Origin of the sequence: Arthrobacter sp. DNA4, assembly GCF_024362385.1 — a bacterium.
Classification (GTDB): Bacteria; Actinomycetota; Actinomycetes; order Actinomycetales; family Micrococcaceae; genus Arthrobacter.
This window is the reverse complement of sequence record NZ_CP101466.1, coordinates 635,549-650,492: the sequence shown is the minus strand read 5'-3', so window position 1 is coordinate 650,492 and position 14,944 is coordinate 635,549. Positions and strand designations below refer to the sequence as shown.

Sequence of the window (14,944 nt, the reverse complement as noted above, 5' to 3'; positions counted from 1 at the left end):
CACCGGATAAGGCCGGTGGGAACCTCAACGACGCGGTTCCCACCTACCCCGTCCGGAGCTCAATCAAGGAGATCAACGATGACTGCAGCATTTGAGCCCACCCAGCAGACGCCCGAAGAGCAGGCCGCCGCCCTGGAGCTCGAGTGGGCCGCCAACCCCCGCTGGGAAGGTGTGACCCGGGACTACTCAGCCTCCGACGTCGTCCGCCTCCGCGGCCGCGTCTCCGAAGAGCACACCCTGGCCCGCCGCGGGTCGGAGAAGCTGTGGAAGCAGCTCACCGAAGAGCATAAGACCGGCGGCTACACCAACGCTCTGGGCGCCCTCACCGGCAACCAGGCCGTGCAGCAGGTCAAGGCCGGACTCCGCGCCATCTACCTCTCCGGCTGGCAGGTCGCCGCGGACGCCAACAACTCCGGCCACACCTACCCGGACCAGTCCCTCTACCCCGCCAACTCGGTCCCCACTGTGGTCCGCCGGATCAACAATGCCCTGCTCCGGGCAGACCAGATCGAATTCTCTGAAGGCGTCCAGACGGTCGAGGACTGGCTGGTCCCGATCGTTGCCGACGCCGAAGCCGGTTTCGGCGGCCCGCTGAACGCCTACGAACTCATGAAGTCCATGATCCAGACCGGCGCATCCGGTGTTCACTGGGAGGACCAGCTCGCCTCGGAGAAGAAGTGCGGCCACCTCGGCGGCAAGGTGCTGATTCCCACCCAGCAGCACGTCCGCACGCTGAACGCGGCCCGCCTGGCAGCCGACGTCGCCGGCACCCCCACCGTCGTCATCGCCCGCACCGACGCCGAGGCCGCCACCCTGATCACCTCCGACGTCGACGAGCGCGACCAGGAATTCATCACCGGCGAGCGCACCGCGGAGGGCTTCTACAAGGTCCGCAACGGCATCGAACCCTGCATCGCCCGCGCCAAGGCCTACGCCCCGTACTCCGACCTCATCTGGATGGAAACCGGCACGCCGGACCTGGAGCTGGCCCGCAAGTTCGCCGAATCCGTCAAGGCCGAGTTCCCGGACCAGATGCTCTCCTACAACTGCTCGCCGTCGTTCAACTGGCGCAAGCACCTGGACGACGACACCATCGCCAAGTTCCAGCGTGAACTCGGCGCCATGGGCTTCACGTTCCAGTTCATCACCCTGACCGGCTTCCATGCCCTGAACTACTCGATGTTCGATCTCGCCCACGGCTACGCCCGTGAAGGCATGAGCGCCTACGTCGAACTCCAGGAAAAGGAATTCGCCTCCGAGTCCCGCGGCTACACCGCAACCAAGCACCAGCGCGAAGTCGGTACCGGCTACTTCGACACCATCTCCACGGCGCTCAACCCGAACGCGTCCACCCTCGCATTGGTCGGATCGACCGAAGAGGGACAGTTCCACTAAAACCCAGCCTTTCCCGCTCGTTGCTCTATCACTTTTGGCTCCTAACAGGCCGCCTTGGCAACCAAAAGTGATAGAGCAACCGGGGTTACCAGGAGATTCCCATGAACAGCTTCACCGATAGCTTTACGATCAACGGCATTACCTTGACCGCGCAGCCGATTTGACGGCAGGACGAGGTGCTGACCCCGGACGCACTCTCCTTTATTGCGAAGCTGCACCGGGCCACCGCCGAGCGGCGGCAGGAGCTGCTCCAGGCACGGCGCACACGGCGGGCTGACATCGCCGCCGGAGCGGACCCCCGTTTCCTGAGGGAAACAGAGCACATCCGCAATGACCCGTCCTGGCGGGTCGCGCCCCCGGCCCCCGGCCTGGAGGACCGCCGCGTCGAAATCACGGGCCCGGTGGACAAGAAGATGACCATCAACGCCCTGAACTCGGGTGCCAAGGTGTGGCTGGCTGACATGGAGGACTCCTCCACCCCCACGTGGCGGAACGTCATCAAGGGCCAGTTGAACCTCACCGACGCCCTGGAGCGCCGGATCGACTTCACGTCCGAAGAGGGCAAGGAATACAAGCTCCGCCCCGCCGGCGAGCTGCCCACCATTGTGGTCCGGCCCCGCGGCTGGCACCTGCCGGAAAAGCACATGCTCATCGACGGCCAGCCCATCGCCGGCGGCATCGTGGACTTCGGCCTGTTCTTCTTCCACAACGCCCGCCGCCTGCTCGCCCAGGGCAAGGGACCGTACTTCTACCTGCCCAAGATCGAGAACCACCTCGAAGCCCGGCTGTGGAACGACATCTTCATCCTGGCCCAGGACCTGCTCGGGATCCCGCAGGGCACCATCCGCGCCACGGTGCTGATCGAGACCATCACCGCAGCGTTCGAAATGGAGGAGATCCTCTACGAACTGCGCGACCACGCCGCAGGCCTGAACGCCGGCCGCTGGGACTACATCTTCTCCCTGATCAAGAACTTCCGCACCCGCGGCCCCCGCTTCGTCCTGCCGGACCGCGGCCAGGTCACCATGACCCAGCCCTTCATGCGCGCCTACACCGAACAGTTGGTCCGCGCCTGCCACAAGCGCGGCGCCATGGCCATCGGCGGCATGGCAGCAGCCGTCCCCAACCGCAAGGACCCCGAAGCCAACGCCAACGCTTTGGAGAAGGTCCGCGCAGACAAGACCCGCGAGGCCAACGACGGATTCGACGGCTCCTGGGTGGCCCACCCCGACCTGGTGCCCGTGTGCCGCGAAGTGTTCGACGGCGTCCTGGGCAGCAAGCCCAACCAGCTGGACCGGCTCCGCGAGGACGTCACCCCGGACGACCGCGCCCTGATCGACGTTGCCGCCACCACCGGCACCATCACCGAACAGGGCATCCGGAACAACATCGAGGTAGGCATCCGCTACATCGAATCCTGGCTCCGTGGCAACGGCGCGGTGGCCATCCACAACCTCATGGAGGACGCCGCCACCGCCGAGATCTCCCGGTCCCAGCTCTGGCAGTGGATCTACGCCCGGGCCATCACGGACCACGGCGAGATCATCAGCCACGAGTGGGTGGAGGAACTGCTGGACGAGGAATTCGCCCGGCTGGAGCGCTTCGACGGCGACCGGTTCGAGGACGCCCGCGACATCTTCGAGGAGGTCACGCTCAGCCGTGAGTTCCCGTCCTTCCTCACCCTGCCGGCCTACGCCCGCTACCTGACCGAGGCCCGTGAAAAGGCCACCGTCGAGGAGCTCACCGCGGCCTGACCCCACCAGTACTTCCGTCTGCCGGGCCGGCACGCCCTTCGCAACAGGCCCCCCGAAATCCGGGGCGCCGGTCCGGCAACGGAGCACCCCGTATGACGCCCGCCCACTTTCCCCAGGGAGAGTGGGCGGGCGTTGCCTTGTTTGCTGCAGTGAGCGGGCGTCTAAGGGAACGTCCGACGACGGGCCTCGCCTTAGCGCCCCTTCGGCACCTGCCGCACGGACAGGGTGGTGCTGACGAAGAAGGTCAGCACCGACACGAGGATGACCAGCAGGGCCGGCGTCCACGATGCGGAGCTGTCGTGGACGAAGCCCACCAGCGGCGGCGCGACGGCGGCGAGGCAGTATCCCAGGCCCTGGACAGTGGCGGACATCCGACCGGCCGAGGCCTGGTCGCGGGCCAGCTTGATGATGGCGATGAAGATCAGGGTGATGCCGCCGCCCTGGGCGATCCCGCCGGAGGTGGACCACAGCCACCACAGCTGCGGCAGGAACAGCAGCCCCACCGGAACGGCAAGCCACAACGTACCCAGGGTGACCGCCACCGCCGTCGTATTCATGTATTTGGCCGCGAAAGGCACGCCGAGTCCGCCCACGATGGCCAGGATCTGGAAGATTGAGGACGCGGCGCCGGCCTGGGCTGCGTTCATTCCCAGTTCGTCGTGCAGGTAGCTCGGCAGCCATGCCGTGACGCCGTAATAGGAGAACGCCTGGCCGCCGAAGCCGGCCGTGAGCCCGGCGGTAGTCCAGCCGGAACGGCTTGCCGGGGCCCGGGGCGTGTCCCCGCCGTCTTCGGCCTCGGCCAGGAAAGCCGTCCGAGGCCCCACTGCCAGCACCCACACCACCACCGCGGCGACGGCCAGGACGGCGACGGCACCCAAGGCCAGCCGCCACCCGGTCACTGCCGCGAGCGGGGCCATGATCACCGAGGTCAGGAAGGACCCGATATTCAGGGCTGCGGTGTAGATTCCCATCGCGGTCCCCTGCCGTCGGGGAGCGAAATCGCGGCGGATGATCAATGGCACCGCGATGTTGCCTATGGTGATGGCCACCCCGATGACCACCGTGCCGGCCACCACCAGGACCGGTCCTCCCGCGGAGCGGAGCAGCACGCCGGCCAGGACCCCCAGGATGGTCAGCGTCACGGCGAACTCGGCACCGAACTTCCGGGCGGCCAGGGACGCCAGCGGAGCCGCGAGCGAGAAGCAGAGCACAGGGATGCTGGTCAGCAGCCCCAGCATGACCGGCGAAAAGTGCAGTTCCGCCTGCATGAGGTCCACCAGGGGCGCAACGGCCACGAACGGGCCACGGAGGTTCAGCGCCAGCAGGCCGATGCAGGCCAGCAGGACCCAGCTCTTCGGGACGCGGGACAGGACGCGGCTGCTCACAGGGTCAAAATCGGGAATGGGCGTGGATTCATCACTCCCATTGCTATCACGCTCCGCGGTGCTGGAGTTTCAGGCACCCTCCCGGACGGCCCTGCCATACGATGAACGTGACCCAAGGACGTAGGACACACTGCGAAGGACACCGATGACGCACCGCCTTGCCATCCTCGATGACTACCAGGACGTGGCCCACGGCTTCGCCGACTTCACGGCGTTGGAGGCCGAAGGGGTCACGGTGACGTCCTACCGGGAGCCTTTTGCTTCCGGCGACGCGCTGGTTTCGGCGCTGGCGGACACCACCATGGTGATCGCGATGCGGGAGCGGACGGCGTTCCCCCGCGAAGTGTTCGAGAAACTGCCGGCGCTTGAGCTGCTGGTCACCACGGGGATGGCGAATGCCGCCATCGACGTGGCGGCGGCGGCCGAGCACGGGGTGACGGTGTGCGGCACGCCCGGCTCACCCACGGCCGCGCCCGAACTGACCTGGGCCCTCCTGCTGGCCATCGCCCGGCACCTTCCTGCCGAGGAAAGCTCCCTCCGGGCGGGTACCTGGCAGTCAACGGTGGGCTTTGAGCTGGTAAGCAAGACGCTGGGCATCGTGGGACTGGGCAAAATCGGCCGGCGGGTGGCCGCTTACGGGCAGGCTTTCGGGATGGACGTCGTGGCGTGGAGCCAGAACCTCACGGCGGAGACGGCCAAAGAGGCCGGGGCCCGGCTGGTGTCCAAGGAGGAGCTCTTCACGGTGGCCGACGTCGCCACCCTCCATCTGAGGCTCTCCCCGCGGTCGGAAAACACCGTGGGCGAGGCCGAGCTGCGGCTGCTGGGACCGGAGGGCATCCTCGTCAACACCGCCCGGGGGCCACTCGTTGACCAGGAAGCCCTGATCAGGGCATTGAACGAAGGATGGATCCGCGGCGCCGCCCTGGACGTCTTCGACCAGGAACCCCTGCGGGCTTACCACCCGCTCCTGGCCGCCCCGAACACCGTGCTGTCCCCCCACCTGGGCTATGTCACGCAGGAAAGCTACCGCCAGTTCTACGGCGGCGCCCTGGAGGACGTCACCGCCTGGCTTGCCGGCTCCCCCATCCGAACCCTCACGGCCTGACCCTTTTTACTACCGGAGCAACCGAATGACCCACATCATCCGCACGGCAACAGCGGACGACGCCGGCCCCCTCGCCGGGCTGGCAGCCGTCACCTTTCCGCTGGCCTGCCCGGCGTCGTCGTCACCTGCCGACATTGCCGCCCACCTGGCCAACACGCTCAGCGAGGAGCACTTCAAGGGCTACCTCGCCGACCCGGACATCACCGTCCTGGTCATCGACACCAACGGGCAGCTCTGCGGCTACAGCCTCCTGGTGGACAGGCCCGCAGCGGACCCGGACGTGGCTTCCGTGCTGACGCTGCTGCCGTCCGTGGAAATCAGCAAATGCTATGTCCACCCGGACTATCACGGGCTGGGCGCGGCCGCAGAACTCATGCACGCAAGCCTCCAGGCGGCCGCATCTTCCGGCGGCGCCGGGGCCTGGCTGGGTGTGAACAGCCAGAATGTCCGCGCCATCCGCTTCTACGGGAAGTCCGGATTCCGGAAGGTGGGTACCAAATCGTTCCGGCTGGGCAGCACCGTGGAGCACGACTTCGTCCTGGAGCGTCCCCTGCCATAACCGCTCACGTTCCCGGCTGATGCAGCCTCCGGATGCCTGGGCCTGCCAGTGGTTCCTCCAACGGGTAGGCCAGCGGCGGCCGCGGTTCGGCCAGGAGCTTCAGCCCAGGCGGGAGGCCCTCGATGGTGCCGCTCGATCCGGTGGCGCTGATGGTCACCCGGCTGGTGTCCAGCAGGACATTTTCGGCCCTGAACGAACCCACGGACTCCGGCAGGATCGGCGCCAAGTGCACCACCCCGCGGGTGAACACAGGGTCGAAACGCAACAGGATCCGTGCAAGCTGCACCGGTGCGGCCGCGGCCCAGGCCTGCGGTGAGCATGCGGTGGGATAGGGAACGGGGCCCGGCAACTCGCCGCGGTCGAACCCGCAGAACAGCTCCGGCAGCTTACCGTCAAAATGCTGGGCAGCATCGAGGATGCCCAGGGCCACCCTCTTGGCCTCGTCCACGAACCCATAACGCATCAACCCCGTGGCTACCAGCGCAGTGTCGTGCGGCCACACCGAGCCGTTGTGGTAGCTGACGGGGTTGTAGGCGCCCATGTCGGAGGCGAGGGTGCGGATACCCCAGCCTGTGAACATCTGCGGGGACATCAGGTTTTCCATGACGGACGTTGCTTTGTCCTCGTCCACGATACCCGTCCACAGGCAGTGGCCGATGTTCGACGTCAGCGCATCGACGTGCCGTTTGTCCTTGTCCAGCGCCACCGCAAAATAGCCCTTGTCAGGAAGCCAAAACTTCTTGTTGAACTCCTCCTTGAAGGCTGCCGCCTTGTCGGCCCAGTGCTTTTCCAGGTCCGAATCTCCGGTCCAGTGGGCCAGCAGCGACCTGCCAAGGTAGGCGGAGTAGACATAGGCCTGGACTTCGCAGAGCGCGATCGGGGCCTCCGCGATGGTCCCGTCCGCGAAATTAATGCCGTCCCAGGAGTCCTTCCAGCCTTGGTTGACCAGGCCATGGTCGTTTGGCCGCAGGTATTCAACGAAGCCGTCGCCGTCGCGGTCGCCGTACCTTTCAATCCATTCCAGGGCGCGGTCCGCGTGCGCCAGCAGCGGCTGGATCGCATCCCGTGACAACCCCCACCGGCTTAACTCGCCCAGGGTGGATACGAAGAGCGGAGTGGCGTCGGCCGTGCCGTAGTACGCGGTGCCGCCCAGCGACAGGCCGGCAGTGACGCCCAAGCGCACCTCATGGGGAATGCGGCCCGGTTCCTCCTCGGAGTCCACGTCCACCTTCTTCCCCTGGATACCGGCCAGGGTCTGCAGCGTGCCCAGGGCAAGATTGGGGTTGACCATCATGCTCATGTAGGACGTGAGCAGCGAGTCCCGCCCGAACAGCGCCATGAACCAGGGCGCCCCCGCTGCGACCGCGGCGCGGTTGGGATGGCGGCCATCGAAAATGCGGAGTGCACCAAGGTCACTTTGGCTGCGGTTGAGCACGTTCTGGAAGCTGGTGTCCTCGATGCTGATCCGCGGAACGTTCTCCTCCCACGCCAGGTGGCGCCGCACGCCCTCACGGTGGTGCGGGAGTTGGCCTTCGGTGAAGGGCTTTTCCGGGGCTTCCCCATTGACCAGCGGCACCACGATGACGCTGGTGCTCCATTTGCCGCGGGCCGGAACGGTGACGTTGAACCGTAGCCCGTCAGTCTCCACCTCAGCACCCCGGGCCCCGATGGCGGAACCCCGCTGCTGGCCGTGCCGGGATGCTTCAATGATGAGCTTTCCATCCACCACGGTGCGGGTTGTGTCATCGGGTCCTGTTGTCCGGCCGCCTTTCACGTCGAAGAGGTCGGCCTGGTCTGCGTCCACGAGAAGTTCGATGGCACACTCAACGGGTTCCGCAGCGTAGTTCTGCAGGGTGATGTCGTCTTGCAGGCCCGGCCCGATGTGGCGGACATGGCGGACTACCAGGGGACTGTCGAACCGGCCTCCCGGCCAGGTGGCGCGGCCAACAAATGTCGCCTCGAAAGGCTGCGGCTTTTGGGCTGACAATGGTTCGCGCCGCGAGCCGTTGATGCGCAGCACCCAGCGCGAAACGATCCGGGTGTCCTGGTAGAACGCCCCGTTCGTGCCCCCGTCGTGACTGATGTCGCCGGTCCCCGCCGAAATACAAAACGAAGAACCTTCCAGAACGGTGACGGCACCCACGTCGGAGCCCGAGGCCTCATTATCTTCGTTCCAGGCGGTCATGGAAGGACTCCCTTCTCAGGCGGATTGCTGCCGGGAGCCGAATGGCCGCCCGCCCCCTTATCGATTTTGGTGCACAGGCGTGGTAACCGGAACCCCTCCCGGCAATCTCCCGGCCAGCAGGTCATCAAAGAGCCTGAGATGCTGTGCCACCATCCGCTGGGCACTGAACCGCTCCTCCACTGATGCCCGGCACCGTTCCCTGCTCAAGCCGGCGGCCGCTTCAATAAAGCCGCTCAACTGCTGGGTATCCCCCAAGAAGCCGGTGCGGCCGTGCTCAACAATTTCCGGGGCCGAGCCGATGCGCGTGCCGATGACGGGAGTTCCGGTGGCCATCGCCTCGATCATGACCAGGCCGAAAGGCTCGGACCACTGGATGGGGTTCAGGAAGGCCAGCGCCTCACCCATCAGTCGGTACTTGACGGCGTCATCCACCTCCCCCACAAAATCCTCGTTGGGGCCAAGTATCGGCTCAATAACCTCCCGGAAGTAGCGGATCTCCTCGGGCTCCCGCATTTTCACAGCGATTTTCAGATGCACACCTGCCTGCCGTGCGATGGTTATTGCCTCCAGCAGCCCCTTGTCCTCGCATGCTCGGCCCACGAAGCACAGGTAACCGCCGCGCCCGCTTCCGATCGGGACGGCGGAAACGTCCATGCCGTGATGGATCACCTGCGTGACGGGGACTTCCGGGGCATGGGACGCCTGGTCCCGCGATATCGCCACGATGGCGACGTCCCGGGCCATGGCCCGGTACAGGTCTTCGGCGTCTTGGTGGAGCGGCCCGTGGATGGTGGTTACCACCGGCACCTTAGGAGGCCTGTGCGCGTAAAGGGGCCCGGCCAGTGTGTGGTCATGGATGATGTCCACATCCTGGAGTCCCTTGTATGCGCGGATGACATGGCTGAGCTCGGACATCGTGAAGCCCAGCTCATCCCGGGATGCTGGCCGCATCCCCGGTACCTTCGGTACAGGGCAGGTACTTTCGGAAGGGGCCGCCAGCAACACCTCATGGCCCGCGGCGACGAACCCGCGCGCCAGGGTGTCCACCACTCTTTCAATGCCGCCATAGGTACCCGGTGGAATGGGAATCCACGGTCCTGCAATAACTCCGATACGCATATCTGGCCTCCAGATGACGAGGCCCGAGCTCCCCAGCCGCAAGGCACCTGCCGCCGCCGGGCATGCCTGCCCCGCGGTGTTCGACATTTCCATGGCGTCTGCTTCACCTACTTCAGAACTATTGCCCACGAATGCCCCGGCCACAAGGGTTGAATGTGGCCCATCTCACGGCAAGCGCCGGAATGGCTGTCCGGGCGGCCGGGTTATGCAGGACATGAAGATTGAGATCTGGTCGGACGTTGCCTGCCCCTGGTGTTTCATCGGCAAGCGCCGGTTCGAAGCTGCCTTGGCAGCGTTTCCCCACCGTGAAGCCGTCGACGTGGTGTGGCGCAGCTACCAGCTGGACCCAACACTGCCGGAGCACTACGACGGGACCGAACTGGAGTACCTGAGCAGCCGCAAGGGAATGCCCGCGCCGCAGGTCTCGCAGATGTTCGAGCACGTGGCCCAGCAGGCCAAGGGTGAAGGCCTGGACTACCGGTTCGACAAGGTTGTGGTGGCCAACAGTTTCACCGCCCACCGCCTGATCCACCTCGCGGCAGCCCACGGCAGGCAGGATGCGGCCAAGGAGCGCCTGCTCAGCGACCACTTTGAGCACGGCAAGGACATTGGCAGCCGGGATTACCTCACGTCCGTGGGCGCGGACCTGGGCCTGCTTACCAACGAGGTGGAGGAACTCTTCACCACCGACAAGTACTCGGACGAGGTCCGGTTCGACTTCCAGGAGGCCCAAGGCCTCGGGATCAGCGGCGTTCCCTTCTTCGTAATCGACCGGAAGTTCGGATTGTCCGGCGCCCAGCCCACGGAGACGTTCACCGCTGCCCTTAACCAGGCCTGGCAGGACGCCAACCCGCTGGTCCTGGTCAATTCCTCGGAAGCTGACGCGTGCGGCCCGGACGGCTGCGCGGTTTAGCATCTTTTACTGACACATCGCGGTAAAGTGTCTGCATGCCCAGGATTTCAGCCGCCAGCAACGCCGAACAACGCGCGGACACCCAGCGCCGCATCCTCACCGCTTTCGGCGAGCTCCTTTTCACCCACGGCCTTCCGGGGTTGACCATGACGGATGTGGCCCGGCACGCAGGTGTGGGCCGCACCGCCGTGTACAACTACTACGCGGACATCGAAGAACTGCTGATCTCCTATGCCCTGGACGAGACCGAGAAGTTCCTCTCCGACCTGCGCGAATCGCTGAACCGTTTGGAGAACCCGGTGGAGCGGCTGGCGCTGTACGTCCGCGCCCAGGTGGTTGACCTCAGCCGCCGCCACCTCCCGCCGGGGCCTGCCATGGGGGCGGTGCTGTCGCCGTCGTCCTTTGCCAAGCTCTCGGACCATGTGGGCGAGCTCAGCGTCCTGCTGCAGGGCATCCTGCGTGACGGCATGGAGCAGGGCTACCTGCCGGTGGCGGACGTGGGCCAGCAGTCCCAGCTGATCCTGGGCACCTTGTCCTCAAGTGCCGCGAGGGGCAGCGACGAGCCGGCGGAACTGGAGGCGCGCGTGGCACGGACCGTGCGCTTCATCCAGTTGGGCGCTGGCGCCAGGTTCGACGACGGCGGTAAGCCCGTGCGCGTCGGACAGCTCCCGGCTGTGACCGGCTGAGTCCGGCGGTCAGGGCGTAGGAGCGGCGGCGGGCATGACGGGCAGCTTGTCCGTGTCCGCCGTGCGCCGGTTCTCCCGCGGGCAGCTGAGCTTTCCCGGTGTCTGGTCCACCAGTTCCGGTGGGACCAGCGCTTTGTAATCCTGCGCCAGGATGACGTCCACGCTGGCGTCTGTCCTGCCGTCCTGGAAGTAATCGGATCCGGGCACATGGCGCTGCACCGTGAACGCCGCCGCCTGGCCTGCGGCGCCTGACACCACCGCGGCCACGCCCCGGTAGCCGGCGTTGACATTCGATACGTTTCCCACCACGAACTTGCGTGCCAGCAGTTCGTCCGCAACGGAGCGGGCAAGGCCGGGCCGGCTGGTGGAGTTGTAGACGTTGAGGTTGATCTTGTCGGTGGGCGTGTAATCGAACATTGAGGCCGGACAGGATGACACCGGGGTCGGGGCGGGCTCGGCCGAGGGCAGCTTCAGCTTACCGTTGATGATGGCCAGGGCAACGATGATGCCTGCGGCGATCACTCCGATCAGCAGGACCAGCACCACTCCGTGCAGCACGCGGCGGCGGACCCGGACGGTCTCGTCGGCGTCCCGTGCCGCTTCCATGGCGGCGCGCAGCTCCGGTCCGGAAACGACGTGGTGGCCATGCAGGATGCCGGGGTCCTTGGGCCGCTTGCTAGCCATCGAGCACCAGGACCCGGGCGTGGATCGCGGTGCGCTGGTGCAGGGCGGTCCGCACTGCGCGGTGGAGGCCATCCTCCAGGTAGAGGGTCCCTTGGTACTGCACCACGTGCGGGAACAGGTCACCGAAAAATGTGGAGTCTTCCGCCAGCAACGCTTCCAGGTCCAGGGTGCGCTTGGTGGTCACCAGTTCGTCCAGCCGCACCGGCCGCGGCGGCAGCGATGCCCACTGCTTGGGAGTGCTGTAACCATGGTCGGGGTAAGGGCGGCCCTCGCCCACAGCTTTGAATATCACCATGCCACAGTAGGCACCGTGGTGCCCCAGCGAAAGTAGCAGGGCTGGCCCGCGCCAGGTTGTAGCCAAACAGTGACCATACCGCCACACGCCCGGGTCGGCGGGTGCACGCACGGGACGGCGGCGGTCCTGCTGACAGAATGGACCCATGACAGTATCCGAGTCCCCTGCCGTGTCCGCACCCGGAATCCGCCTGCCGTCCGCACCACCGCTGGCGCTCCTGCTGGACGTGGACGGGCCGGTGGCCAGCCCGGTGACACGGGACGTAAAGCCGGGCATCATCCTGGACTTGGTGGCCCTCGCAGCAGCCGGGATTCCTGTCATTTTCAACACCGGCCGTTCCGACGCCTTTATCCGCGAACAGGTAATGGAACCCATGATCGCGGTAAGCATCCCGGCGGGAACCGTTATCCACGCCGTCTGCGAAAAGGGCGCGGTCTGGTTCAGCTATACCTCCGCAGGCCCCGGCCCCATCCACGTGGACCGGGAACTCGCCGTCCCGGCAGCGTACGGGGATGACATCCGCCGGCTGGTGGCGGAGGACTATGCCGCCCACATGTTCTTTGACGAGACCAAGCGCGCCATGGTGTCAGTGGAGCAGCACATCGATGTGCCCAGCGCTGACTACCTGGCGGAGCAGAAGCTGTTCGACGCCGAGGCGATGGAACTCATGGCACGCCACGGGCTGGGCGTTGTCCGGCTTGACCATCACGTGCCAAATTCCGACGACGAGGTGGACTACCGCGTCGATCCCACCATTATTTCCACGGACATTGAGTCCGTGCGGCTGGGAAAGGACCTGGGCGCCAGCCGTGCGGTGGAGCTCCTCGCGGCGCAGGGCATCACCCCGCAGGCGTGGCGGACCGTGGGCGATTCCCGCACCGATTACGCCATGGCGGACTGGCTGCACCACAACGACCATCCCGTGAAGCACGTGGACGTCCGGCCCGCGGACGGTGTGCCCAGCAAGCCCTACCCCGTGCTGACGGCAGCGGACCTGGGGCTGGAGTCCACGGTGATCCACGACGACGCCGGCGGCGCCTTCCTGCGGGCCTGGCGGGAGGCGCTGGACGCCTGAGCCCCTGCCGGGCCGGGAATTCCCCGCGCCGCCGCAATAACGCCGCGAAACCTTCCGTTACCCAGGCAGGACTATCATGCAGGTAAGAATGCCCACTTCCACCAGCACGGAGACAACCATTACAGAAGCACCGGTCCAGGACGAGGTCTACTACGGCGCCCAGGCGTCAGTGGAAGAACAATTTCACGCCGAGATCACATCGGCGGCGGCAGAACGGCGGCTGAGCCACCGGGCCGACGTCGTCCGGCACAAGGGCCGCTATGCCCTGATCAATGACACCAGGACGCCATACCAGGCCATGGTGGAAGACCTGCTGTTCCTGCGGAACGTCCTGGCAAACGCCGGCCTGGCGTACCTCCTGGTCCGCGGCAACAATGACCGCCCCGTGCTGGCCCTGGACTGGAAAGACCGGAAGAAGCTCCGGGCTGCCCTGGTGGAGGCGTGCCGGGACGAGCCCTTCTACTCCATGACCGTGGACGCGAAGAAAAAGACGTCCGTCCTGGTGGCGGACGGCGAGCTGTCCCCCAACCGGCAGGGACGCATCTTCCGTCTGTACCGGCCGCGGGTGGAGCCGGTGGGCGGTTTCGAGTTCGGCGCTTCCGCCGGCGTCCAGATTGAGCTGTGGTCCTTCGAGGGAGAACAGCTCATTCTTCCGATCGAGAACTCCCTGACCCGCAGGACGCTGCTGCGCCAGGATGCGGTCCGGGGCACCGTGGAACGCTACGGACACACGTGGCCCACCATCGAGAACATGTTTGCCGACCATGCCAGCGACATCAGCTTCGACATCGACATCGTGTTCTCCTGGGTCGACGGCAGCTCTCCCGAATACATCGCGGCCCGCCGCGCCCAGCAAAAGGGACATGTCCTGGGCGAAGGCGACGACCATGAAGCCCGGTTCCGGCAGATCAATGAACTCAAGTACGCACTGCGGTCCGTGTACATGTTCGCGCCCTGGATCCGCCGGATCTTCATCGCCACGGACTCCCCCGCACCTTCCTGGCTGGCGGAGCACCCTTCCGTCACCATCGTCCGGAGCGAGGAGTTCTTTTCCGATCCCTCGGTGCTGCCCACGCACAATTCACAGGCCGTGGAGTGCCAGCTGCAGCACATCGAGGGGCTGTCCGAGCACTTCCTCTACTCCAACGACGACATGTTTTTTGACCGGCCGGTGGGCCCGGACATGTTCTTCACGCCCGGCGGCATCACCAAGTTCATCGAGGCGGAAACCAGGATTGGCCTGGGCGAGAACGACGCCGAGCGCAGCGGGTTCGAGAACGCCGCCCGGGTGAACCGCAAGCTCCTGTGGAACCGGTTCGGCCGGATCACCACCCGCCACCTGGAGCACACCGCTGCGCCCCTGCGGCGGAGCGTGGTGGGCCAGATGGAGGAGGAGTTCCCGGAGGAGTTCCGCAAGACGGCGGCCAGCCGGTTCCGTGCAGCGGACAACATCTCCGTGACCAATTCCTTCTACCACTACTACGCCCTGCTGACCGGCCGCGCCGTAACGCAGACTGCCGCGAAGGTGCGCTACGTGGACACCACCATGCGCTCGGGCCTGAAGTACCTGCCCAAGCTGCTCGCAAAGCGGAACATGGATTTCTTCTGCCTGAACGACGGCAGCTTTCCTGAGGTCAGCGCGGACGAGCGCGCCGAAGTGGTGACGGACTTCCTGGAAAGGTACTTCCCCATCAAGGCACCCTGGGAGAAGTAGGACGGCCGCGCGTCGACCCCCGCAAGCCCAAAGCACTGGGGCCGGCGCCCTGACGGAGCCGGCCCCAGTGCTGTG

Annotated in this window: 12 protein-coding genes and 1 pseudogene; 8 read left to right on the top strand and 5 right to left on the bottom strand. The window is 66.0% G+C overall.

Annotated features, from left to right (window positions below; genetic code table 11):
- Positions 1–78: 78 nt before the first annotated feature.
- Together aceA and aceB are read left to right on the top strand one after the other, a co-directional pair.
- On the top strand, positions 79–1,395 hold the full coding sequence (gene aceA / locus NMQ03_RS03175; RefSeq protein WP_255174346.1) for an isocitrate lyase: 1,317 nt from the start codon (positions 79–81) through the stop codon (positions 1,393–1,395).
- Positions 1,396–1,496: 101 nt separating this feature from the next.
- Positions 1,497–3,149, top strand: a pseudogene (gene aceB / locus NMQ03_RS03170) (malate synthase A).
- Between the two features lie 191 nt (positions 3,150–3,340).
- Here aceB and NMQ03_RS03165 read toward each other — a convergent pair.
- Positions 3,341–4,534: a CynX/NimT family MFS transporter gene (locus tag NMQ03_RS03165; protein ID WP_255174345.1), complete on the bottom strand. Its 1,194-nt coding sequence runs from the start codon at positions 4,532–4,534 to the stop codon at positions 3,341–3,343.
- 145 nt (positions 4,535–4,679) lie between these two features.
- Here NMQ03_RS03165 and NMQ03_RS03160 point away from each other — a divergent pair, with 145 nt between their 5' ends.
- Both NMQ03_RS03160 and NMQ03_RS03155 read left to right on the top strand, forming a co-directional pair.
- Positions 4,680–5,639 carry a D-2-hydroxyacid dehydrogenase family protein gene (locus NMQ03_RS03160; RefSeq protein WP_255174344.1) on the top strand — a complete coding sequence of 320 codons (960 nt, stop codon included), beginning with the start codon at positions 4,680–4,682 and terminating at the stop codon, positions 5,637–5,639.
- Between the two features lie 25 nt (positions 5,640–5,664).
- A complete protein-coding gene (locus NMQ03_RS03155; protein ID WP_255174343.1) occupies positions 5,665–6,198 on the top strand; it encodes a GNAT family N-acetyltransferase in 534 nt (177 codons plus the stop codon).
- A 4-nt stretch (positions 6,199–6,202) separates the two neighbouring features.
- Here the strand turns inward: NMQ03_RS03155 and NMQ03_RS03150 are convergent, their stop codons facing one another.
- Both NMQ03_RS03150 and NMQ03_RS03145 read right to left on the bottom strand, forming a co-directional pair.
- The gene (locus tag NMQ03_RS03150) at positions 6,203–8,383 is read right to left on the bottom strand and encodes a glycogen debranching N-terminal domain-containing protein (RefSeq protein WP_255174342.1); all 2,181 of its coding nucleotides are present in this window, start codon (positions 8,381–8,383) and stop codon (positions 6,203–6,205) included.
- A 57-nt stretch (positions 8,384–8,440) separates the two neighbouring features.
- Entirely contained in the window at positions 8,441–9,502 is a 1,062-nt protein-coding gene (locus tag NMQ03_RS03145) for a glycosyltransferase family 4 protein (protein WP_255174341.1), read from the bottom strand.
- A gap of 214 nt (positions 9,503–9,716) precedes the next feature.
- On the opposite strand from NMQ03_RS03145, the gene NMQ03_RS03140 reads away from it, so the two are divergent.
- Both NMQ03_RS03140 and NMQ03_RS03135 read left to right on the top strand, forming a co-directional pair.
- Complete coding sequence (locus NMQ03_RS03140) at positions 9,717–10,415, top strand: DsbA family oxidoreductase (RefSeq protein ID WP_255174340.1); 699 nt, start codon at positions 9,717–9,719, stop codon at positions 10,413–10,415.
- Between the two features lie 35 nt (positions 10,416–10,450).
- Positions 10,451–11,101 carry a TetR/AcrR family transcriptional regulator gene (locus tag NMQ03_RS03135; RefSeq protein ID WP_255174339.1) on the top strand — a complete coding sequence of 217 codons (651 nt, stop codon included), beginning with the start codon at positions 10,451–10,453 and terminating at the stop codon, positions 11,099–11,101.
- Between the two features lie 9 nt (positions 11,102–11,110).
- On the opposite strand, the gene NMQ03_RS03130 is transcribed toward NMQ03_RS03135, so the two are convergent.
- Both NMQ03_RS03130 and NMQ03_RS03125 read right to left on the bottom strand, forming a co-directional pair.
- Positions 11,111–11,785 (bottom strand): LytR C-terminal domain-containing protein, encoded by a 675-nt coding sequence (locus NMQ03_RS03130; RefSeq protein WP_255174338.1) that lies wholly within the window; start codon positions 11,783–11,785, stop codon positions 11,111–11,113.
- On the bottom strand, positions 11,778–12,077 hold the full coding sequence (locus NMQ03_RS03125) for a type II toxin-antitoxin system VapB family antitoxin (RefSeq protein WP_026264985.1): 300 nt from the start codon (positions 12,075–12,077) through the stop codon (positions 11,778–11,780). Before NMQ03_RS03125 ends, NMQ03_RS03130 begins: the two co-directional genes overlap by 8 nt.
- Positions 12,078–12,225: 148 nt before the next feature.
- Between NMQ03_RS03125 and NMQ03_RS03120 the strand changes: the two genes are divergently transcribed.
- Both NMQ03_RS03120 and NMQ03_RS03115 read left to right on the top strand, forming a co-directional pair.
- Entirely contained in the window at positions 12,226–13,155 is a 930-nt protein-coding gene (locus NMQ03_RS03120) for a hypothetical protein (protein WP_255174337.1), read from the top strand.
- A gap of 76 nt (positions 13,156–13,231) precedes the next feature.
- Positions 13,232–14,869 (top strand): stealth family protein, encoded by a 1,638-nt coding sequence (locus NMQ03_RS03115; RefSeq protein ID WP_255174336.1) that lies wholly within the window; start codon positions 13,232–13,234, stop codon positions 14,867–14,869.
- Positions 14,870–14,944 lie beyond the last annotated feature (75 nt).

Bases quoted from the DNA above. Each gene is read 5' to 3' on its own strand.
- NMQ03_RS03145 (WP_255174341.1), bottom strand. From the start codon at position 9,502: ATGCGTATCGGAGTTATTGCAGGACCGTGGATTCCCATTCCACCGGGT.
- NMQ03_RS03130 (WP_255174338.1), bottom strand. From the start codon at position 11,785: ATGGCTAGCAAGCGGCCCAAGGACCCCGGCATCCTGCATGGCCACCAC.
- NMQ03_RS03150 (WP_255174342.1), bottom strand. From the start codon at position 8,383: ATGACCGCCTGGAACGAAGATAATGAGGCCTCGGGCTCCGACGTGGGT.
- NMQ03_RS03115 (WP_255174336.1), top strand. From the start codon at position 13,232: ATGCAGGTAAGAATGCCCACTTCCACCAGCACGGAGACAACCATTACA.
- aceA (WP_255174346.1), top strand. From the start codon at position 79: ATGACTGCAGCATTTGAGCCCACCCAGCAGACGCCCGAAGAGCAGGCC.
- NMQ03_RS03155 (WP_255174343.1), top strand. From the start codon at position 5,665: ATGACCCACATCATCCGCACGGCAACAGCGGACGACGCCGGCCCCCTC.
- NMQ03_RS03120 (WP_255174337.1), top strand. From the start codon at position 12,226: ATGACAGTATCCGAGTCCCCTGCCGTGTCCGCACCCGGAATCCGCCTG.
- NMQ03_RS03140 (WP_255174340.1), top strand. From the start codon at position 9,717: ATGAAGATTGAGATCTGGTCGGACGTTGCCTGCCCCTGGTGTTTCATC.
- NMQ03_RS03160 (WP_255174344.1), top strand. From the start codon at position 4,680: ATGACGCACCGCCTTGCCATCCTCGATGACTACCAGGACGTGGCCCAC.
- NMQ03_RS03135 (WP_255174339.1), top strand. From the start codon at position 10,451: ATGCCCAGGATTTCAGCCGCCAGCAACGCCGAACAACGCGCGGACACC.